This is a genomic window from Nostoc sp. (genome assembly GCF_054880495.1).
The window spans coordinates 1-21,933 of the sequence record NZ_JBTYKD010000337.1 but is presented as its reverse complement, the minus strand read 5'-3'; the positions used below and the strand labels follow the sequence as shown (position 1 = coordinate 21,933).

20 protein-coding genes are annotated in these 21,933 nt (G+C 42.4%); 13 read left to right on the top strand and 7 right to left on the bottom strand.

Features of this window, described 5'->3' with window-relative positions:
* From ACYTXL_RS29380 to ACYTXL_RS29360, 5 genes are all read left to right on the top strand, one after another.
* The coding region (locus ACYTXL_RS29380) for a hypothetical protein (protein ID WP_461927719.1) at positions 1-219 on the top strand (219 nt) is incomplete at its 5' end.
* Positions 168-3,125, top strand: a complete 2,958-nt coding sequence (gene pgmB / locus ACYTXL_RS29375) for a beta-phosphoglucomutase (protein WP_461927718.1) — start codon at positions 168-170, stop codon at positions 3,123-3,125. The genes ACYTXL_RS29380 and pgmB, both read left to right, overlap by 52 nt.
* Before the next feature lie 448 nt (positions 3,126-3,573).
* On the top strand, positions 3,574-4,953 hold the full coding sequence (locus ACYTXL_RS29370) for a PAS domain-containing sensor histidine kinase (protein WP_461927717.1): 1,380 nt from the start codon (positions 3,574-3,576) through the stop codon (positions 4,951-4,953).
* Between the two features lie 201 nt (positions 4,954-5,154).
* The gene (locus ACYTXL_RS29365; protein ID WP_461927716.1) at positions 5,155-5,592 is read left to right on the top strand and encodes an RrF2 family transcriptional regulator; all 438 of its coding nucleotides are present in this window, start codon (positions 5,155-5,157) and stop codon (positions 5,590-5,592) included.
* Positions 5,593-6,022: 430 nt separating this feature from the next.
* Positions 6,023-6,517 carry a DUF2243 domain-containing protein gene (locus ACYTXL_RS29360; RefSeq protein WP_461927720.1) on the top strand — a complete coding sequence of 165 codons (495 nt, stop codon included), beginning with the start codon at positions 6,023-6,025 and terminating at the stop codon, positions 6,515-6,517.
* Here the strand turns inward: ACYTXL_RS29360 and ACYTXL_RS29355 are convergent.
* Positions 6,480-6,608, bottom strand: a complete 129-nt coding sequence (locus tag ACYTXL_RS29355) for a hypothetical protein (RefSeq protein WP_461927715.1) — start codon at positions 6,606-6,608, stop codon at positions 6,480-6,482. The genes ACYTXL_RS29360 and ACYTXL_RS29355 overlap by 38 nt on opposite strands.
* Before the next feature lie 59 nt (positions 6,609-6,667).
* Between ACYTXL_RS29355 and ACYTXL_RS29350 the strand changes: the two genes are divergently transcribed.
* The gene (locus ACYTXL_RS29350; protein WP_461927714.1) at positions 6,668-7,276 is read left to right on the top strand and encodes a DUF4129 domain-containing protein; all 609 of its coding nucleotides are present in this window, start codon (positions 6,668-6,670) and stop codon (positions 7,274-7,276) included.
* A gap of 117 nt (positions 7,277-7,393) precedes the next feature.
* On the opposite strand, the gene ACYTXL_RS29345 is transcribed toward ACYTXL_RS29350, so the two are convergent.
* Together ACYTXL_RS29345 and ACYTXL_RS29340 are read right to left on the bottom strand one after the other, a co-directional pair.
* Positions 7,394-8,674, bottom strand: coding sequence for an acetylornithine/succinylornithine family transaminase (locus ACYTXL_RS29345; RefSeq protein WP_461927713.1), 1,281 nt, complete (start codon positions 8,672-8,674; stop codon positions 7,394-7,396).
* A 262-nt stretch (positions 8,675-8,936) separates the two neighbouring features.
* Positions 8,937-9,275, bottom strand: coding sequence for a hypothetical protein (locus ACYTXL_RS29340; protein WP_461927712.1), 339 nt, complete (start codon positions 9,273-9,275; stop codon positions 8,937-8,939).
* A 127-nt stretch (positions 9,276-9,402) separates the two neighbouring features.
* On the opposite strand from ACYTXL_RS29340, the gene ACYTXL_RS29335 reads away from it, so the two are divergent.
* From ACYTXL_RS29335 to ACYTXL_RS29325, 3 genes are all read left to right on the top strand, one after another.
* On the top strand, positions 9,403-9,582 hold the full coding sequence (locus ACYTXL_RS29335) for a hypothetical protein (protein ID WP_292798616.1): 180 nt from the start codon (positions 9,403-9,405) through the stop codon (positions 9,580-9,582).
* Positions 9,583-9,881: 299 nt separating this feature from the next.
* Positions 9,882-10,901: a potassium channel family protein gene (locus ACYTXL_RS29330; protein ID WP_461927711.1), complete on the top strand. Its 1,020-nt coding sequence runs from the start codon at positions 9,882-9,884 to the stop codon at positions 10,899-10,901.
* A 168-nt stretch (positions 10,902-11,069) separates the two neighbouring features.
* Positions 11,070-11,981, top strand: coding sequence for a beta-1,6-N-acetylglucosaminyltransferase (locus ACYTXL_RS29325; protein ID WP_461927710.1), 912 nt, complete (start codon positions 11,070-11,072; stop codon positions 11,979-11,981).
* 161 nt (positions 11,982-12,142) lie between these two features.
* Here the strand turns inward: ACYTXL_RS29325 and ACYTXL_RS29320 are convergent, their stop codons facing one another.
* On the bottom strand, positions 12,143-12,946 hold the full coding sequence (locus ACYTXL_RS29320) for a phytanoyl-CoA dioxygenase family protein (protein WP_461927709.1): 804 nt from the start codon (positions 12,944-12,946) through the stop codon (positions 12,143-12,145).
* A 290-nt stretch (positions 12,947-13,236) separates the two neighbouring features.
* The gene (locus tag ACYTXL_RS29315) at positions 13,237-14,682 is read right to left on the bottom strand and encodes an MFS transporter (protein ID WP_461927708.1); all 1,446 of its coding nucleotides are present in this window, start codon (positions 14,680-14,682) and stop codon (positions 13,237-13,239) included.
* Positions 14,683-15,623: 941 nt separating this feature from the next.
* Between ACYTXL_RS29315 and ACYTXL_RS29310 the strand changes: the two genes are divergently transcribed.
* From ACYTXL_RS29310 to ACYTXL_RS29295, 4 genes are all read left to right on the top strand, one after another.
* Complete coding sequence (locus tag ACYTXL_RS29310; RefSeq protein WP_461927707.1) at positions 15,624-16,856, top strand: sedoheptulose 7-phosphate cyclase; 1,233 nt, start codon at positions 15,624-15,626, stop codon at positions 16,854-16,856.
* Positions 16,856-17,692, top strand: a complete 837-nt coding sequence (locus ACYTXL_RS29305) for an O-methyltransferase (protein ID WP_461927706.1) — start codon at positions 16,856-16,858, stop codon at positions 17,690-17,692. Before ACYTXL_RS29310 ends, ACYTXL_RS29305 begins: the two co-directional genes overlap by 1 nt.
* A 107-nt stretch (positions 17,693-17,799) precedes the next feature.
* Positions 17,800-19,191 (top strand): ATP-grasp domain-containing protein, encoded by a 1,392-nt coding sequence (locus ACYTXL_RS29300; protein WP_461927705.1) that lies wholly within the window; start codon positions 17,800-17,802, stop codon positions 19,189-19,191.
* A gap of 40 nt (positions 19,192-19,231) precedes the next feature.
* Positions 19,232-20,278 (top strand): D-alanine--D-alanine ligase family protein, encoded by a 1,047-nt coding sequence (locus tag ACYTXL_RS29295; RefSeq protein WP_461927704.1) that lies wholly within the window; start codon positions 19,232-19,234, stop codon positions 20,276-20,278.
* A gap of 183 nt (positions 20,279-20,461) precedes the next feature.
* Here ACYTXL_RS29295 and ACYTXL_RS29290 read toward each other — a convergent pair whose 3' ends face one another.
* A complete protein-coding gene (locus tag ACYTXL_RS29290) occupies positions 20,462-21,019 on the bottom strand; it encodes a methylmalonic aciduria and homocystinuria type D protein (protein WP_461927703.1) in 558 nt (185 codons plus the stop codon).
* 408 nt (positions 21,020-21,427) lie between these two features.
* Positions 21,428-21,634, bottom strand: coding sequence for a glycogen debranching protein (locus ACYTXL_RS29285; protein WP_461927702.1), 207 nt, complete (start codon positions 21,632-21,634; stop codon positions 21,428-21,430).
* Between the last annotated feature and the right edge of the window lie 299 nt (positions 21,635-21,933).

The following is a 21,933-nucleotide window of genomic DNA, read 5'->3' as shown; positions in this document are numbered from 1 at the left end:
CGTTCATCCACCTTTGAACTCCGTTCATCCACCTTTGAACTCCGTTCATCCACCTTTGAACTCCGTTCATCCACCTTTGAACTCCGTTCATCCACCTTTGAACTCCGTTCATCCACTTCCGAACTCCGTTCATCCACCTTAGAGACTCGTTCCCCACTCCCCAATTTATGGACAAAAAAGGTCGTTCTCGCAATTTTATCTATACAGACTGGATATTAATCGAAACCCAGTTTGACCCTGAACAATTACACTCGAAAGAAACGGTTTTTACAATCGGTAATGGATACTTGGGAACAAGGGGCAGTTTTGAGGAAGGTTATCCTCATGCATCGCCAGCTACTTTTATCCACGGTGTCTACGATGATGTGCCGGTGGTGTACACTGAACTGGTAAATTGCCCTGACTGGCTACCCTTGGTAGTGATTGTGAATGGCGATCGCTTCCGTCTCGATCAAGGTGAGATATTACGCTACGATCGCCAGCTTGATTTACGCTACGGACTTATCAGCCGTTCGTTACGTTGGCGCTCTCCCAGTGGTAACACCATAGATATCAGCTTTGAACGCTTTGCTAGTCTTGCCGATCCGCACGTATTGGCGCTACGCTGCCATTTAACAGCAGTAGATTTTGATGGCTTAATCGAAGTTCAAGCTAGTATCAACGGCTATCCAGAAAATCAGGGTTTCAATCACTGGGAAGGACTAGATCAGGGCAAGACTGACCAAGGAATCTGGTTACAACGCTGCACCCGTAATTCTCGAATTGAACTCGGTATGGCAGCTAAGGTGACAATATTAGGCACTGAAGCATCTTTGCAAGTTAATACTGCACCTGGCTATCCTACCTTGAGTACAACCTTCTTCGCTAAAGCCCAACAGACCGTAACAGTAGAGAAATTAGTTACAGTTTTTACCTCGCGGGAGATCGAAACACCAGTCCCAGCAGCTCAAGAAAAACTCGCCCACTTGCCAGACTACGCAACATTACTAAAAGCCAATGAACAGGCATGGGATGAGGTTTGGCAGCAAAGTGACATCCTCATTGAAGGGGATACCACAGCTGCTTTTGCTGTTCGCTACAATCTGTTTCAGCTGCTGATTGCTGCTCCCCAGCATGATGACAGGGTGAGCATTCCGGCGAAAACCCTTTCCGGGTTTGGCTATCGCGGTCATATCTTTTGGGATACAGAAATTTTTATGCAGCCCCTGTTTCTGTTTACCCAACCCGCGATCGCCCGCAACTTACTCAGTTACCGTTGGCACACTTTGGATGGAGCTAGACGCAAGGCAGCCCATGACGGGTATAAAGGGGCAATGTTTGCCTGGGAAAGTGCTGTGACTGGAGATGAAGTGACACCACGTTGGGCTATCGGCAGTGATTTTTATGGTGAAGACGTGCGGATTTGGTGTCGCGATCGCGAAATTCATATCAATGCAGATATCCCCTATGCGATTTGGAACTACTGGCAAGCTACTGGTGATGATGAGTGGATGCAAAAGCGCGGTGCAGAGGTGATCTTAGATGCCGCGATTTTTTGGGGTAGCCGGGTAGAATTCAATCCTGAGCGCGAAAAGTATGAAATTCGGGGAGTAATCGGAGCGGATGAATACCATGAATTCGTCCACAACAACGCCTTTACAAACCGCATGGCGCAATGGCATTTAGAGAAAGCGATCGCAGTCTATGATTGGTTGGCCCAGAATTTCCCCGAACGAGTCAGCGAACTAGAAGAGAAACTAAAGCTGATCCCAGAGGAGCGATCGCACTGGCAAGACATCATTGCCAAAATGTTGTTTTTCTATGACCCATTAACAGAACTAATCGAGCAGTTTGAGGGATTTTTCCAATTGGAAGATATCAACTTAGCAGATTATGAACCCCGCGATCGCTCCATGCAACCGATCTTAGGTATGGATAAAACCAACAAATCTCAAGTACTCAAGCAGCCAGATGTATTAATGCTCCTATATTTAATGCGGGAATCAGCAGATTTTCCCTACAACGAAAAAGCATTGCAGACAAGCTGGGACTACTACGCACCCCGCACTGATATTACCTATGGTTCATCTCTTGGCCCAGCAGTTGAAGCCATTTTAGCTTCCGATTTGGGCAAATCAACCGAAGCTTACGAACTATTTATGCGGGCGTTAATGGTGGATCTTGAAGATAACCGAGGTAACACCAGCGATGGAATTCACGGCGCTAGTGCTGGTGGCATTTGGCAAGCTGTAATTTTTGGGTTCGGCGGCATCCAACTAACTGAAAATGGCCCTGTAGCCAATCCCCACCTCCCCCCTGGCTGGACGCGCCTGAAGTTTAAACTGCACTGGCAAGGCAAATGGCACGACTTCGATCTGCATGGGGAACAAGTCTCCCCAGATATCACTCGTCAACTAGAATTTCTGCAACTTTCTCTCTCCTCAAATCCCCCCTCATCTTCCCCCACTCCCCCAATGCCCAACATCCAAGGATTTATCTTCGATCTAGATGGTGTATTAACAGATACAGCAGAACTTCACTATCTAGCTTGGAAAAAGCTAGCAGATGAAGAGGGTATTCCCTTTAATCGGGAGGCTAACGACGCGCTGCGGGGAGTATCCCGTCGTGCTTCCCTGATGCTGATTCTTGGAGATAGACCGTATTCGGAAGCACAAATCCAGGAGATGATGGAGCGGAAGAATCGCTATTATCTAGAATTGATGCAAAACATGACAGCCAAGGATTTGTTACCAGGTGCGATCGCCCTTTTGGATGAACTGCGGCAAGCTGGGATTAAGATTGGTATTGGTTCAGGTAGTAAAAATGCCCGCACAGTGATCGAGCGATTGGGCATTGCTGATAAAATAGATGCGATCGCAGACGGTTATAGTGTAGAGCAACCCAAACCAGCACCCGACCTATTTTTATACGCAGCCAAGCAGCTAGGACTCGAACCAGGGGAATCTGTAGTTGTAGAAGATGCCGCAGCAGGTGTTGATGCAGCTCTAGCAGCTGGTATGTGGGCGGTAGGACTGGGACCTGTTGAACGAGTTGGAGCTGCTAATGTTGTTTTGCCCAGCCTAGAAGGGATCAAATGGGCAGATTTAAAAGCCAAATTAAGCAACATTAAGAGACAAAAACATTAAGAAATTGACAAATAAAATTTGTGGGCTAAACCTCTGGCGTAGAACTTAACCTCAAGTGATGACACTGATAACTAATAACTGTTAAACTCAAAAGCCAAGATTATCTAAGTAGTAAGCTCTTAGACATTTAACTTGCATATTACCTGAAAGTAAAACTCTTGTGGGGTGGGTCGGAAAGCCATTGGTGTCAACTTCAGAAAAAATCTGCTTTGAGAAGACGTTTTGCCCTCATCCCCTAACCCCGAATCCCAACTTGGGATTCGGGGAACTAGAGAATTTGCTCCCCTCTCCCAAAATTGGGAGAGGGGTTGGGGGTGAGGGTCAAACCTCGAAAGCATGCCTTGCCTAACTTCTACGTTAAGTTGACACCAATGGCATCTTGCCCGCCCTAGTTATGCAAATTAAAAGTACATTAGCTTAGTCAGATATCCAAGTTAGGAGTAAAAGTGTGAATTTGGATGATTTAGCTTTAAAGTTACAGAATATGCATCAGCGCGTCGCCCTTTTGCAACGCCAGAGTCAACAGCAAAAAGCACAGGAAGATATTGAACTCTTCGCCGCAGTACTCCAAGAAGTCAACCTCGCTTTGGAAGAACTGCAAATAGCTAATCAAGACCTACAGCAGCAGAATAAAGAATTATTTAACACTCAACAGGATTTGGTGGCACAACGTCAACGCTACCAAGAACTGTTTGAAGAAGTACCAGACGCTTATTTGGTAACTGATACCAAAGGGCTAATTCAAGAAGCTAATTCTGCCACCACTATCCTACTAAACATTTCCAAGAGTTTCCTTTTGGGCGAACTCCTAGAGATTTATGTGCTTGAGAAAGAGCTGATTGCTTTTCATTTAAAACTGACTCATCTGCGCGATCGCGCCGAAATCCCAGACTGGAAAATCCAAGAGTGGGAAGTAAACCTCCAACCACGTAACAGAACACCCATTATTGCTGCGGTTAAGGTGGTTGCTATCCGTAATCAATATAGTAAGTTAGTCGGTCTGCGCTGGCTATTTCGAGACATTAGTGAAAGCAAGCGAACCCAAGCCAAGCTGCAATATGCAGAAGAGGCGATGCGACAAGCGCTGGCCAAAGAAAGGCAGTTTAGTGACCTGAAATCCCGCTTGCTTACCATCACCTCCCATGAGTTTCGCACCCCTTTGGCAACCATCCACTCTTCTGCGGAACTACTAGAATATTATCGCCATCTCTGGAACGAGGAGCGACAAAATACCCACCTGCGTCGAATTCAAGCATCAGTTATGCATATAACCCAGTTGTTAAATGATTTATTGGTGCTGAGTCAGAATGAAACAGGCAAGTTAGAGTTGAATCCAACACCCCTGAATTTGGTGGAATTTTGCCGTGATCTCTTAGAAGAATTACAACAGAGCGATCGCTCACAACACGCGATCGTTTTTAGCGGCGAGTGCCAATGCACAGAAGTCAACTTAGACGCTAAACTACTGCGACAAATCTTGAGTAATTTATTCTCGAATTGTCTAAAATACTCTCCCATTGGTAGCACAGTTAAGTTTTCTGTCACCACTGCCAACGATCAAGCTATACTCCAGACTCAAGACTCTGGTATTGGCATTCCCCCTTCTGACATTGAACACATCTTTGAACCCTTCCATCGCGCCAGTAATGCAGGCAATATCCCCGGAATGGGATTGGGAATGTCCATCGTCAAGCAGGCTGTAGATTTACATGGCGGCGAGATTACTGTCGAAAGTGCGATCGGTGCGGGAACTACCTTTACAGTCATTCTGCCATTTTCGAGAAATTTGCAGGTAAATAGGGAGGCACAAATAAACTTAACTATGTGATTTCTTGGAAAGTTGGCAATAATCAATCACTTTTCTTTATTGAATTAAAAACCAAATATAATTGCTTCTATGCTGGAAGGTCTTTAAACTAGAGCTAACTGGTCAACAATAAGTTGATTGTAAAGTTTTTCTTAACAGTAGCTTAGGGAAACGAACTCAAAGACTTTGTATCTTTAAATGTAAGTTAAAAATATTACGCCTGTGGTTATCTCTAACAAATCAGAATACGCACTTCTAGCCCTGTTAGAGTTGGCAAGCTGCTACCCTAAGGGTGAAGCCCTGCAAATTCGAGAGATAGCGGCATTGCAAGACATACCGAACCGCTATTTAGAACAACTCCTGGCAACATTAAGGCGTGGAGGTTTAATTAATAGTATACGCGGAGCCAAAGGTGGCTATGTTCTGGCACGAGATCCCCAGAAGATTACAGTATTGGATGCTTTTAGTTGCATGGAAGGGTCAGATATTGTTCTCTCTGATTGTGAGCCGACTCCCAACACAGTAGAAGGTGAGCTAATTCAGGAAGTCTGGCAGGAAGCACGTCAGGCTGCTAACTCCGTTTTGGAAAAATATACACTCCAAGACCTTTGTGAACGAAGAGCAATCCGCCAGCAGAAGGAACTCATGTATTACATTTAGATTACCTAGCTGAACAACTTTCGCTAAGCTAAGGGACTTCCAACAAATAAATTACCCAATCTTGTGGGGTGGGTATCTTGCCCGCCTCTGGCTTAGGGCGGGCGAGACGCCCACCCCACAAGAAGTAGTTAAGTATTTTTTTATTTGGAAGTCCCATAGCGAAAGTCTATTTCAACATTTTAATGGACTGAAATCTTTTCTCATCCCAATTCTATGTGAGGCTGCGGTTTATTAACGTAGAGGCAATACCCTGCGGGAAGCTAAAGCTACATGAATTGCCCCTACAGCGCAGTTTTGGGTAAGTCCCATAGGCGCATCTTCAAAAATAAAGATTAATTTAAGTTGAATCATCCTACTTGCCTCAAGATAGAAGATTTTTCTCCCAAAAGATGTTGTATTTTGGTAAGAAAGCCTATTTATGAGGTTGACAATGGAGGCAAAAAGTGAAACCTTCAACCGACGCGCACCGCTAATTACTGCTGGAATTTTTCTTGGTGTTGGTCTTGGAGGATTTCTTGATGGAATTTTACTGCATCAGCTCCTCCAGTGGCATCACATGCTTAGTAACATTCGACCTCTGACAAACACGGCGAATATAGATTTGAACATGGTATGGGATGGGTTATTTCATGCTTTAGATTGGGTATTCACGGTGGTAGGACTTGTGTTGCTATGGCGTGCAGGAGGGCGTGATAATGTTCCTTGGTTATCACAGACCTTTATTGGGTCAATAGTGATTGGGACTGGGTTGTTTGACTTGGTTGAAGGTTTAATTGACCACCAAATTCTCGGTATCCATCATGTGAAACCAGGCCCAAATCAGTTAGCTTGGGATTTAGGATTTCTTGCATTCGGTGCGCTACTTATTCTTATTGGCTGGATAATGATCAAAAAAGAGTCAGAGTCAGTAGTCGATAGTCAATAGTTATGGGGCATTGGGCACTTGTACTGAGCGTTCGCGTAGCGTCTCGTAGAGAAGTCGTTGGCGCAGCCTCTCGTAGAGAAGTATTGGGCATTAGTTATTCTCCCTTGTCCCCCTTGTCTCCTTTGTCCCCCTTGTCGCCCTTGTCCCCCTATGCCTACAGATACTTTTGAAAAAACTAGCTGGAGTTGGCAGATTTCTCAATTTCAACAACAAGCGGGAGAATGGTGGGAATACCAGTTTTACCGCTTTGAACACGCAATGCCAGAATTACCTACTGGATGGTCAATTAGCCCTTGGTTAAGCGAGTTGCTGAAATTCCTGTTTTGGCTGGTAATAGGCTTATTTATCGCTTGGATGGGTTGGCGATTATGGCGAGAATTCAGTCCTTATATATATTCTTGGCTGAATAGAAGGGGCAATCTCACTGATTTTCGCCTAAAAACTCGCTCTAGTGAGTCATCCATAGCCCTTTTGCTGGAGCGATCGCAAGAATTTTACCATCAGGGTAACTACCGTGAAGCTTGCCGTTGTGTCTATTTAGCGACGTTACAGCAATTGCATCAAAATGCCATTGCACCACACAAACTCAGCCGCACTGATGGAGAATATCTGCAATTGCTGCGATTGTCTGTGACTCCGATACAGCCTTATGAAACTTTAATTACCACTCACGAGCAATTATGTTTTGGGAATGCCGAGATTTTGCCAGACAATTATGAGCAGTGTCGGCAAGCTTATCGGGAAATTTCCCAAGCATGAAAAAGCCATTGCTCTAAGTTGACACGCATGGAACCCTAGCCCCTCTCCTTACTAAGGAGAGGGGAGATAAAGCACAGCTTTATCGGGGTGAGGTTAAGCCGATATTTTCCAGATTGCCTACTTTGTGAGAATCGCGATCGCCTGATCCACAGCTTGCAAGGCAGTGTTTACTTCTGCCTCTGTGACAATTAGCGGTGGCACAAACCGGACTACTTTTGGCCCGGCTGGTACTAGTAATACGCCCTGGTTGATGACAGCATTGACGACATCGGCTGCGGTTAGCCCAATGTCGTCTCGCAACTCCAAACCGTTGATTAAACCCCAACCGCGAACTTCGGCAATCTGCTGAGGATATTTCGCAGCGATCGCTCTCAATCCAGTTCGCAATTGTTCACCCCGATCTTCCACATTCTGTAAAATATTTTCCCGCTCTAATGTCTGGCAAACACTGAGTGCCACACCACACACAAAAGGATTTCCCCCAAAGGTGCTGGCGTGTTCCCCTGGTTGGAAAATATCGCAGAATTTCTTGCTCATCATTGCACCGATGGGAATACCGCCACCTAAGCCTTTGGCACTGGTGAAGATATCCGGTTCAACGCCGAGATGTTCGTAACCCCATAATTTGCCACTGCGCCCCATGCCAACTTGCACTTCATCAAAAATCAATAAAATGCCAGTTTCGTCGCAAATCTGCCGGAGCTTTTTGAAATAGGCAACATCCCCCGGACGTACACCGCCTTCTCCCTGCAATGGCTCAATCAGAATCGCCGCTACCCGATAATCGCCTTCATCCAACTCGCTAACCGCTACTTCCACAGCGTTAATATCGTTGTAATTTACGTAGTGAAACCCAGGAACCAAGGGATCAAAATACTTTTGATACTTCGGTTGTGCAGTGGCAGTAACAGTTGCTAAAGTTCGTCCGTGGAAACTGGCATGGGCGGTTAAAATAATCGGTTTTTCAATGTCTAATACGGTGTGGGCATATTTCCGCGCCAGTTTAATTGCAGCTTCGTTAGCTTCAGCTCCAGAGTTGCAGAAAAATACGCGATCGGCACAGGAATGATCAACGATCCATTTTGCCAATTCACCTTGCTCAGGAATGTAGTACAAATTAGAGACATGGTGCAGCTTTTGGATTTGGCGTGTCACCGCTTCTACCATCGCTGGGTGGGCGTGTCCTAAAGTACAAGTGGCAATTCCCGCCACAAAGTCCAGATATTCTCGCCCCTGTGTATCCCAAACCCGGCATCCAGCACCCCGTTCTAGGGCTAAGGGAAACCGCGCGTAGGTGGACATGACAGCTTCATTAAAGCTATCTGCATCAAAGGGACTGGATGCTAACCCTGAATCTGCGGGGATGGTGGCTTGGTCAACGAGAGTTTCTAGGCTCACTACCGCTCCTCCTGAAAGTTTTTCATTATATAGTTATTTACTAGTTTCCTAGAAATCTCTAAAAAATACTTTTTATTTAGCACAACTCGTACTTCTTCTTAAGTTAACGCTTATATGACCTCAAACGCTTGGCAGTGGTGAAAAAACTTTGTACTCAAGACTTGAGCAATTGAAAGCTACAAATCCCCGACTTCTTTAAGAAGTCGGGGATCTTGTCGATCGCTATTGACTTAGTAACCCAACCCCCATTTCCAGATGCATCTTAAGCTTTGTGCAAATTTAGCAGGTTCTCTTGATCAAACCGATCGGGGTAAGCCATCCTCCTACCTTCCAAGGTTATTTTAATGAGTGCCGCTTGCTCATCTGTGGGTGAATTTATTTCATCTATCACCCCTTCAAAAAATTGAATGATGTTAAATCCAGGAGATTTTAATCCCCTTCCTTCTCTCACCTGCTGGAGTGCTAGCTGAGGAAATGCCATCAGAGAAGTCATATAGCTGACTTTGTATGCTGGACTTCCTGTAGGCTTAATACCGTATCGACGGCACAAGTCGCGTAATTCTGGGATGGTTTTGATTTCTAACTCGGAACGCGTGAACATAAAATAGAATTACCTCTTGGTAAAAGTGGTATCGGTGGTGAACCGTTTGTCAGACTGAGAACACCACCGATTTTAAACTTTATATCGTTGTTAACATCGATTCAATCGTTATTTACATCTCTCAATAATGCCTAACCCCAAGGGTAAACCTGAAAATTTCGGAAATCAACCAAGCAAAGAACTAACCGAACAACTCAACTTTCGGGTTACTAAGGATATGAAGGAAGAGGTGAAAGCACAAGATGACCCCCCAGAGTTCTGTAGACGCGCTATCCAGGAAGCACTAGACAAGAAAAAAGATAAGTAGTCCTGAGTTATTTAGATAACTTGTAGTTTAAATATACTAAAAAGGACGAATGCTATAAAGTTAGTAGGAAACTAGAAAAATTAGCCTAAAAGTACTATTGTTACGTTATTCTCTATACTTGATTACCAGCATTAAAAATCTGCTCTGCGGTTAAATGAAATGTTGTACTTAGTTTAAATATACTAAAAAGGACGAATGCTAAAAAGTTAGCAGAAAACTAGAAAAAGTAGGTTAAAAGTACTATTGTTACGTCATTCTCAACACTTGAGCAAAAATATCAACGTATCCAAAAGGAGTTAATGGCTGGGGCGATCGCTCTCGGCGGTGTTTTCTTCATTGGCACTTTGTGGTATCGAATAATAGAGGGCTGGTCATGGGAAGATGCGGCTTACATGACAGTCATTACTTTAGCGACTGTGGGATATGGAGAGACGCATCCACTGGGTAGCCGAGGACGGTTGTTTACAATTGCCCTGATTTTGTTGGGTGTAGTCAATATCGGTTACATTGTCAACAGATTTACAGAAGCGATCATTGAAGGCTACTTTCACGAAGGAATTCGGCTACAACAGCAGAGGCGGTTAATGGAATCCCTATCAGAACATTACATCATCTGTGGATTTAGTCGGACTGGTCGTCAAATTGCCAAGGAATTTCAGGCAGAAGATGTACTTTTTGTGGTGATTGATTCGGAGATGGAATCTGTGCAAAGGGCGCAGATGGAAGGTTACACAGCATACCAAGGTGACGCTACCCTAGATGAGACACTCCTGAAAGTTGGCATTGAAAGAGCGACTTGTATCGTTGCAGCACTTCCTTCAGATGCCGAAAATTTATATATTGTCTTATCAGCAAAAACACTGAATTCGGGAATTCGGGCGATCGCACGCGCAAGTACAGAAGAGGCTTTGCAGAAGTTACAACGCGGTGGTGCAGATGAGGTGATATCCCCCTATATTACTGGTGGTAAGCGCATGGCTGCTGCGGCTCTCAGACCCCAAGTATTGGACTTTGTAGACGGGATTTTGACAGGTACAGATCGTCAGTTGTATATGGAAGAATTTTTACTCGACCCGGTTTTTTGTCCCTTTGTGGGTCAGAGTTTGCAAAAAGCGAGATTGCGATCGCAATCTGGGGCATTAGTTCTAGCAATTCGTCGCCTTGATGGGAGTCTCATCGGTGGCCCGACTGGTGATACTGTTTTAATGCCGGGAGATCGGCTAATCGGTATGGGTACAGCTGAACAGTTGCGGAGCCTTAACCAAATTCTCGGCCCAATTGGTTCTCAGAAATTGCGTAAACCTAAGAATAATAGCTAATTCGTAATTCCTAATGACGCTTGAATACTCCCTAAAGCCATTCGTAATTAAACAATTTAAAATTATTTTTTGAGGCTTGAATTCTTGATGTTTATCAGCTAGTTAAGTATTTATCCACATAGATATACCTCTTTTAAAATCTTTTCCAGAGCTATACAACTTAAGCTAATGTCTAATTCTCCCAGTAATTCGATAGGTTTTATTTTACTAACTCATACGAAGCCTCTACAAATTTACAGGCTAATAAATAAGTTAAATAGGATGTTCAATTATCCTTTAATTGTTTGTCATCATGATTTTTCAAAATGTGATTTATCTGTAGATACTCTGTCAAAAAATGTTTTATTAGTACGCCCTCACTTACAAACTGAGTGGGCAGATTTTTCTGTTGAAGAGGCTACAGTACAGGCACTTAAACTAATGTACGAGATACCAGATCCACCGGATTGGTTTGTATTACTCAGTGGAGCAGACTATCCTATTAAAAGCGCAAAGCAAATATTGGATGATCTGACCTCAAGTCAATATGATGCTTATATTCAGTATGAGCAGATCACATATGAGACTTATAAACATGATTTAAAACCAAATATGTTATGGCTGAAAAATTCCTATCAACGATACTGTACAAAGTCGTTTTCTTTTCATTACTCAAAAAAATACTTTGCTCAACTGAATATAGAAATACGCTTAGAACATCCTTTATTAACGAAAGCTTTTCTTCCTTTCTCAAACAAACTTGCTTGTTTCAGTGGAAGTCAATGGTTTTGTGCCAATCGCAAAAGTGCTGAGTACATTATCGATTTCCACGCACAGAGAAATGCCTTAACCTTACATTACAGTCAGGTAAAGCATGCAGACGAGGCATATTTTCAAACTATACTTGCTAATTCACCTCATTTGAGACTAAAAAATGACCGTCGGCGATATATTGATTGGTCAACTGGAGGCCCTCATCCAAAAATATTGCTAATGGAAGATTTGCCTAATCTACTTGCATCATCTGCTCATTTTGCTCGGAAATTTGACATTGATATAGATAGCAATATTCTCGATGAACTGGATAGAATTACATCTTAGTAGTAACTTAACATTTTAGTAACCCTAGCAAGATAAATTCTGGCTGGTTGTTACCGAATTAATCGCAATTTACAAAAGATTTCCTCTAGCGATTAGCGCAAGCCACTGCCTCGAAACAATCACATCCTTGAGAATAACAGCAACGACGTGTAAATTGCCAACTAGCGATGCAGCTCAACTTTAGGAAACATATCGCAATCTATCGGCTCACCAGATTTTTTGGCTTTGAATGAATTAAATTCTGGTAAATCAATTTCATCAACAGGTCTAAAGGGCCATGCTTTCGGGCGGTGATAGTAAGTAACATCATCACCAGTCCAATTTGTCACCACTGCACGTCGTTGTGTAGAAGATATGTTGGTTACTGAATGATGAATTGTCAGAAAATGATGAACCAAGCAATCTCCAGGCTCCATATCCCAGGACAAAATTTCGTGAGGCTGTGGCTCTACAAACCAGGAGGGGTTTGATGCTTCACGTAACTCTTTGCCCCATCGATGAGAGGCTTTGATGTACTCTAATCGACCATTTTTTTGGTTGGTGCTATCTAAAGCCAGCCAAATTTTACAACACTGCCAACCTTGTATAGGCCAGTAAGGTAGGTCATTATGCCAGCCAACACGGCTGTTCGCTTTCGGCTTTTTAACAAAGAAACCGTCACCCAAAAAGTTAAGTTTTTTCGATTTTAAGACTTGAGCAGCGATCGTTGCTAGCGGAGATTCAAAAGCTAAAGCCCGGAAATCAGGGTCAGTGAGCCATAAGCTACTAACATGTTCCACATGACCTTCTGATCTGGGGATACCCTTAATTTCTAGAGGACCAGGAATTGATACGTTCTTGTCAACGGCTGTTTGCATCCGTTCTACCCAGATGTCATCCAAAACATTTTTGACGCAGATAACGCCGTCGCGGTTGAAAGCTTCAACTTGTTGGAGGCTGATTTTTGATGTGTCTACCTTGAGCATCGTAACTTTTTCAGATTTTGAAATTTAACTAATTTGGGTTAGATCAGCTAATTTGCATTCAAATTGTATATTGAAACAGAAGTTACAATCAGAATGCAAACTAACTGTATATCAGCTTATCTAACAACCAATTTCTAGAACCTGCTTTACTGACATCAACTTTGTCACTATGTCATAAAACTTTTTTAGTATAGAGTAAAGATTAAATTAACAGTTCTCCCTGTAGGTGGATAAATCTCCAATCTGAGCGCAACACCCTTTGTTAACATCTGTACTTAACCAATTTCACCCTAACTACCCAGATCCTTTTTAATAATCAGTGGGACAAGTGACGCTAGCCGTAATATACCAGACAGAACGAACACTTCCACTATGCCAATAGACCCAGCAAATTGAGCGATTAAGCCACCTATAGTTGCTCCTAAAGCACCACTTGCTCCAGCAACAGCAGCAGCTGTTGCAAAATAGATAGACTGATTTTTTACTGGCGCAATCTCTATCTGGAGATTGTTGTTACATAAATCAACTCCTCCCCAATTACCCCCAATGAAAATGTGTAACAGAGGCAACCACAGACAGAGGTCTAGAGGACTAGAACCGATCCTCAGCCACAGCCAGGGTATGACGGCAATTAGAATTCCATTAAAAATTAGAATAGGACGATTGCCTATTTTATCTGCTAATCTACCCCACAGAATGAGCATCAACATATGTGCTCCGGCTCGCAGGCTGTTGTAGAAAGTTACCCAACTCACATCCAGGTTTAGGGTATCTAGCAAGTAGAGGTTAAAAAACGGCGCACTCAGGTTTACAGCAAATGTCCATGAGCCGAAATAAAGTAGAAACACCAAAAAATTAGAGTTTTTCCAAATGCTACTATCTATCTTATTTTGGGGAATTGGCATTTGCGGCAGACAGATTGCTTCAGATATCTCAGCAGGTTCATTTGATGCCGAATCTGACTTAATCTCATTTGTTTGAGATGAGTTACTATGGTAGGTATTTTCTAATTGGGGATTTATATCTATCTGGAAATACTGACACCCCAAGCTGACAATTCCAAAGATAATGCCTAAGAGCAAAATCACCCCATAACCTTGGATACTTCCCCCGTACCAATGTGATACCGTTAAACCAGCTATTGGCAAGCTGACCAACTCGGTGAAGTTGGCAGCACTATTACGTAGCCCGAAATATCTACCTCGCAATCGCCGTGGGACTAACATTGCTATCCAACTGAACCACGATGCACTTCCTAATCCTCCTAATAGATGGCTGCATAGGAGAATCAAAAACGTTAATATCACTAATTGGTTTGAATTAAGCCCTCCCCAACTAAAGCTAACAATGCCAATTACTAAAATTAGCCACAGTAATCGAGCAATCCCATGAGTGCGAAGGGAATACTGAAAGCGGCTAGTACTGCGTTCAGATAAGTAAGCACCTATCGGCTGAAAGAGATTCACCAACATGGGGATAGAACTTATCATGCCAAATACTATCGGACTAGCATCCAACTCCACTAAGAAATTACTTAGCAAAACTCCGCCAGTACCAATAGAAAAAACTGCTGCGAAAACACCATCGACAGTGGAAGCCCTCAAACTAGTGCGAATAGCATCTTTAGAAATCCGAGGGCTGAGTGTTGAGGTCCCAGAGAGTGTTGTTGATGGTGAGGCAATCGCAGCAATTTCTAGAGAAAGAGGCGCACCTGTTTCAACTGGAACAGAATCCATAAGTATAGTATTTAACAATATAATAGCGAAGCATCCTAAATTCAAAGAGCAAGGAGAACCCCATATTTAAAAGCAAGGGTTTCTAATCAGGACGCCTAAAATCGTGCCTATAAACACTCATAATAAAAGTTTTTTTTTCTTTTCCATGAATAAATTCACTTGCTCTAAATATTCAGGGGAAGTTGGAGTCTCTTGAAGGGAAAGGAATTAAAGCTTTTTTTCCTTCGCCTAAAGAATAAATTTAAGGTCTTACCTAAACGTTGAGTTAGAGAGTAAACTTTTGGATAGTTCAACCAGTATCGTCATCTCAGTAAGGATTATGAGTGACTTGCTAGATGAATGAAGCAGCTATATATTGCATTATTACACGGATTATGTGGTGTGGTCTGGCTACCTAAAGATTGACTTTCTAAATGGTCTCTCAAAATCCGTAAAATCTACTTTTTTTGTTTGAAATCTACCTTTGGTTTAGGTACAATAATTTAAAAATCGTGGTATGTTAATAAATGTAAACAATCGTTTAAGCTTTTTAAGCAAGCAATATAACTGTTCTAGCTTGCTTGGAAGCTCTTATCCAGCTACTATAAGTCTCTAATTGCCTTGGGCTAGATATAGCATTAACAGCTTAAAAATGTGAGAAAATGTATGAAGTTTTGTTGCAGAAGTTTGTATAACTTCTCAGGTTCAGCTTAGACTGACAGTCTTTTGCCATGCTTCTGAAATTAAAGTAGACACGCCTAATCTGTGGTGTTCTATTTTGATATTTCTAAATTTGCAATAATCACAATCCAATTTAATGGAGAGCTACTTCTTTTTTCTATCGAATTGGAGGCAGTTTACCATGACGTGATTTTAGCAAATGATCATATTTTAGAAGTGCTTAAACTTCTAATTGCATCTAGATTCCAGTTACAATTTTTTTCATACAAAAGGCAAAAATAGTGACCATTGTTCAGACAAAACTTCAAGCTACTGAAACCACATTTCACATAGAAGCTTATGAAAAGATTGAGTATGACTTAGTTTACGTAGATGGGGTTTTCGATATTGCTAATCAAGAACTTGCAGATATATATAGAAGTTTTGGAAGATGCTTGGCTGTTATAGATACTAACGTCAACCATTTTTACGGTACTCAGATTGAAAAATATTTCCGGTATTACGGGATTGATTTGAAGATTTTTTCTCTGACTGTTAGCGAACCAAACAAATCTATCCAAACCTTCGAGACAATTATCGATGTGTTTGCTGACTTCAAATTAGTGCGTAAAGAGCCAGTATTAGTAGTAGGTGGTGGTTTAATTACAGACGTTGTAGGTTTTGCTTGCTCTACTTATCGCCGTAGTAGTAATTACATCCGAATTCCTACTTCTCTGATTGGTTTAATTGATGCTAGTGTGGCTATTAAGGTAGCAGTTAACCATAAGAAGTTGAAAAATCGTTTAGGTGCTTATCACGCTTCCCAAAAAGTCTTATTGGACTTTTCTCTGCTGCGTACTTTACCAACAAACCAAGTGCGTAATGGGATGGCAGAGTTAGTCAAAATCGCTGTAGTTGCTCACTCTTCTGTATTTGAGTGGTTGGAAAAGTATGGGGAAGAACTGCTTGACACCCATTTTGCTAATATTAACGCAACTCCAGAGTTAAAAGAAATAGCTCACCGTCTGACTTACGAAGCGATCAAAAAAATGCTGGAGTTAGAAGTACCCAACCTCCAGGAGCTAGACTTGGATAGGGCAATTGCTTACGGACATACTTGGAGTCCTACTTTGGAACTTGCGCCAAGCGTGCCTCTGTTTCATGGGCATGCAGTCAGTATTGACATGGCCTTATCTGCAACGATCGCTGCAAATAGAGGTTATATCACTATTGAAGAACGCGATCGCATTTTAGGATTAATTAGTCGTTTGGGACTGACTCTTGATCATCCTTTATTAGATGAAGAACTTTTATGGGATGCTACCGAGTCTATCACTCTCACACGAGATGGTTTGTTAAGAGCCGCAATGCCCAAACCTATTGGTACTTGCTTCTATGCTAATGATTTGACACGGGAAGAATTGGCAGTCGCTTTAGCAGAACATAAGCAGCTTTGCAGCACCTATCCTCGTGGTGGTGAGGGCGTAGATATGTACCCCGTTTATCAGACAGAACTAGTTGGGAGTGCAAAATAATGTCTACTAAAATAGACACGCCCACAGCTAGACCGGTGACACCGCTAGGAATATTAGCAAAGAAGTTAGAAGCTGTTGTAAAAGAGATTAACCAACGCACAGACTTACCTGTGGAGTTAGTCGCCAACCTCAATCAAGCATGGCATTTGGCAGCAGGTTTAGACCCTTATTTGGAAAAATTTACTACCCCGGAATCAGCTGCTTTAACTGCACTTGCCGAGAAAACATCTACAGAAGCATGGCAACAACGCTTTACAGAAGGAACAACAGTGCGCCCTTTAGAGCAAGAGATGCTATCTGGTCATGTAGAAGGACAAACTCTCAAAATGTTTGTTCATATAGCTAAGGCCAAAAGAGTACTAGAAATAGGGATGTTTACAGGTTATTCTGCACTAGCAATGGCAGAAGCATTACCTGCGGACGGAGTGCTAATAGCCTGCGAAGTAGATGCTTTTGCGGCAAAAGTTGCACAAGCGGCTTTTGATCAATCTGTTCACGGTAAAAAAATCCGCGTGCAATTAGGTGCAGCTTTACAAACCTTAAATAAGTTGGTAGAAGCTGGAGAATCATTTGACTTAGTGTTTATTGACGCCGATAAAAAGGAGTACATAACCTACTTTCAAACATTGCTAGATACTAATTTGCTAGCACCGTCAGGTTTTATTTGTGTAGATAATACACTCCTGCAAGGAGAGGTTTATTTACCTGTAGAACAACGCACGGCCAACGGTGAAGCGATCGCTCAATTCAACCGTGTTGTCGCTGCCGATCCGCGTGTTGAGCAAGTTCTGTTACCCATACGAGATGGGATGACGCTGATTAGACGCGTGGCGTAATCAAGAGATAAGGGAGATAAGAAGGAATAATTTTTCGCTTGCTTCCTAATCTCCCTGATCCCTTGATTTTTGCCTGCTCCCACTACTCCCCCTAGTTTCAAAGACTTATGGTGCAATCAATTTCTTTATCTCTACCTGAATCTATAACCTCATCAACGGGTGTCAGAGTAAAGGTAGTGGCTCTATTCAAGACTCTCGGTACTCTGACATTATTACTAATAGCCTTGCCGTTCAATGCTTTTATAATGTTGATATCTTTGCTGTGGGGTATTGTGCAGTTTCCGAAAAAAGCTGTTGTAGGCGCTCATCAACAGACTATTTTGGTGAGTGGAGCCAAAATGACCAAAGCATTGCAACTTGCTCGCTGTTTTCATGCAGCAGGACACAGAGTTATTCTGATTGAAGGTCACAAATATTGGTTGTCTGGGCATAGATTCTCAAAAGCTGTAAGTCGTTTTTATACAGTTCCGGCACCCGAAGAAGACCCACAAGCCTATATCCAGGCGCTAGTAGAAATCGTTAAAAAGGAAAAGGTTGATGTTTATGTACCTGTATGTAGTCCTGTAGCTAGTTACTACGACTCTTTAGCAAAGCCTCCATTATCAGAATACTGCGAAGTTTTCCACTTTGATGCAGATATAATCAAGATGTTAGATGATAAATTTGCCTTCACTGATCAGGCGCGATCGCTTGGTTTATCTGTCCCCAAGTCTTTTAAAATCACAGATCCTCAACAAGTTATCAATTTCGATTTTAGTCAAGAAACCCGCAAATATATTCTTAAAAGTATTTCTTACGACTCCGTTCGCCGCTTAAATTTAACCAAACTTCCCTGCGACACCTCAGAAGAAACAGCAGCCTTTGTTAACAGTTTACCCATCAGTCCAGAAAAACCTTGGATTATGCAAGAGTTTATTCCTGGTAAAGAGTTATGCACACATAGTACAGTGCGCGACGGGGAATTAAGATTACATTGCTGTTCAAACTCTTCTGCGTTTCAAATCAACTATGAAAACGTCGAAAATCCCCAAATTCGGGAATGGGTGCAACACTTCGTCAAGAGTTTGGCACTAACTGGGCAAGTTTCTTTTGACTTTATTCAAGCTGAAGACGGTACAGTTTACGCCATTGAATGCAATCCCCGTACTCATTCGGCAATCACAATGTTTTACAATCATCCTGGTGTTGCAGACGCCTATTTTGGTAAAACTCCCCTAGCTGCACCTCTGGAACCCCTAACAAGTAGCAAGCCTACTTACTTCATCTATCACGAAATCTGGCGACTAACTGGTATCCGTTCCTGGAAACAATTCCAAACATCGGTTAATACCCTAGTACGAGGCACTGATGCCATTTACAGCCTTAATGACCCTATACCATTTTTGACTTTGCATCATTGGCAGATTCCCTTACTTTTGCTGAAGAATCTGCAAGAACTCAAAGGATGGGTAAAAATAGACTTCAACATTGGCAAACTGGTGGAATTAGGTGGCGATTAAAATAATTCGTAATTCGTAATTTAAGTTAGGAAGATGAATCATGCCAGTACTTCGTATCCTTCATTTAGTTGGGTCTGCACACAATGATTTTTACTGTAATTTGTCACGCCTTTACGCTCAAGATTGTCTGTCAGCGATCGCAGCTGAATCGCAGTATGATTTTCAGATTGCATACATCACACCTGATAGCCAGTGGCGATTTCCTCGCTCCCTGAGTCAAGAAGATATCGCTGTCAGCAAACCGATTTCTTTGCTTGATGCCATAGAGTTTATCACAGGGCAAAACATTGACCTCGTGTTACCACAAATGTTTTGTATTCCGGGAATGACTCACTACCGCGCCCTATTCGATCTGCTGAAGATCCCTTACATCGGCAATACTTCGGATATAATGGCGATCGCAACCCACAAAGCCAGAGTCAAAGCAATTGTCGAAGCAGCAGGGGTGAAAGTGCCTTGTGGAGAATTGCTCCGCCAAGGAGACGTTCCGACAATTAAACCTCCAGCAGTCGTTAAACCTGCAAGTTCCGCCAACTCTTTAGGGGTGTCTTTAGTCAAAGAGGTTACTGACTATGATGCTGCCCTCAAGAAAGCATTTGAATATGCTTCGGAGGTGATTGTAGAAGCATTTATTGAACTCGGTCGAGAAGTCAGATGTGGCATCATTGTCAAAGACGGTGAACTAGTGGGTTTACCCCTTGAGGAGTACCTGTTAAACCCCAACGATAAACCTATCCGCAGCTATGTTGATAAACTCCAACAAACGGAGGATGGCAACTTGCGTTTTAGCGCTAAAGATAATATCAAGTCTTGGATTGTAGACCCTAATGATCCGATCACCGAAAAGGTTCAGCAAGTGGCTAAGAAGTGTCATCAGAGTTTGGGTTGTCGTCACTACAGTTTATTTGACTTTCGGATCGACCCAAAGGGAGAACCTTGGTTTTTAGAAGCCGGGTTGTATTGTTCTTTTGCACCTACAAGTGTGATTTCCTGTATGGCGAAAGCAGCGGGAATCCCTCTAAATGAGTTATTAATGACGGCTATCAATGAAACTTTAAGCAGTAATCAAAAGGCGTTGCAGAATTGATAGCCTTGAGATTAACTCTGAAAGAATAACCCAAATATAAAGGAGAGCGATCGCAATTAATAAGGTTTCCTTTCTTAGAATGATTTAGTCATTACTAGGTTTTAACACATCTTTTGATACATTACGCTTAACTCAGCCACTGTAAAATCTTGGCTTTGCTAACCAATGACCAATGACAAATGACTAATAATCAATTTCTCTCCACCCATGCATGGCTGCGATGCTTTTTGTAACCAATTCGATCGCAATTGGGGGAGCTTCTGATATCAAAATGCTAGGGTAAACTGCTGCACCCCAGTCGGGATGAATTAACACACGGCATTGATTTTTAATCACTGGATAGTTGAGCAAAGCCTTGACAACTGCTGTGTCATCGTGGGGAATTGCTCCGGGATGCGACAGTAAAGGATAACCTGTACGAGGGTCGATTAGGTCGGTTAAATAGCCGCGATCGCGCAGATTAAATGCCAAATCGCAGCCAAATATCATAAACTTTTCTCGCAAGCGTTCTTTCTCTGTCTCTACTTCTACCGTCCTTTCCACTAGTTGATAACGCGATTGCTGTAAAACAATCACTACTCGTAAAAATGGCTGCCGTTTCCAATCTGGTAATATCCGTTCGCAGTTGGCACAGATATATTGACTGGGAGGATGAATTGAAATTTGAACCGCTTGTCCCGTTTCGGCAACTAAGTTAATGGGACAGGCTTGCTCCGAAGTGTAAACCTTGGGATAGTTCACTAAATTGATTCGGTTTATGCAAGTTTTTTAATTTAATCTCCGGTATAGATGATAACTCTTAAAAGTTCCAAAAAATTATAAATTTTCTCTAATATGTCAGTTTTTTTGTCACCAGTTGTTAATAAGTTGATAATTTTAATCCGAATTTTATCCTTTATTAACCTGTTCTAATGGGATTTGCAGCGATCGCTGTAGACGTTGGCAGCTACAGCACATTTCATCTTAATGAGGTACACAAGGGCGGGCAGGATGCCCACCCCACAAGATTTATCATATTAAGATGTGTACTTGATTTACCTGCAAAGTGCTGTATATATAGAGCGTGTGGTAGACAAGCGATACCTATGGTGGGCTACACCTACCCTCCTGAAATTTGGCCGTAAAATCCCCAAAAATGATGCGAATTAATTAATTGAGTTTTAAAGAATTCACTGGCACTTCATCCCAAGAATCGACTGTCCGCAATCGCGCTACCCAACCTGCTGCCTTTTGCATCTGGGTCAAATTATTCTCAAAGGAATCATGACAATCTTTAGCTTGAGATTCATTACAACAGGCAATACAGGCATGAATCATTCCAGACGGATCAATTTGCTCATTTACCCAAATAGTCATGGAGTATTGCCTCAAAAACTGTAGCAAAAAAAGATATTCGTTATTTTAGAATACTATTAGAGTCAAAAATTGGAGAGCAAAATCGGTAACAAATAGTGAACTAATCCCCATTACCGATTACTAATTTCCAATTATAGAGATATACCCTAACGGTAAATGGAGATAAACCACGTCTATCTTGAAACCTGTAGTTCTTCTGTGATCAAAAGGATTTGCCCTCATCCCCCAACCCCTTCTCCCAAATCTGGGAGAAGGGGAGCCAGAATTTCAAAGTCCCTCTCCCATATCTGGGAGAGGGA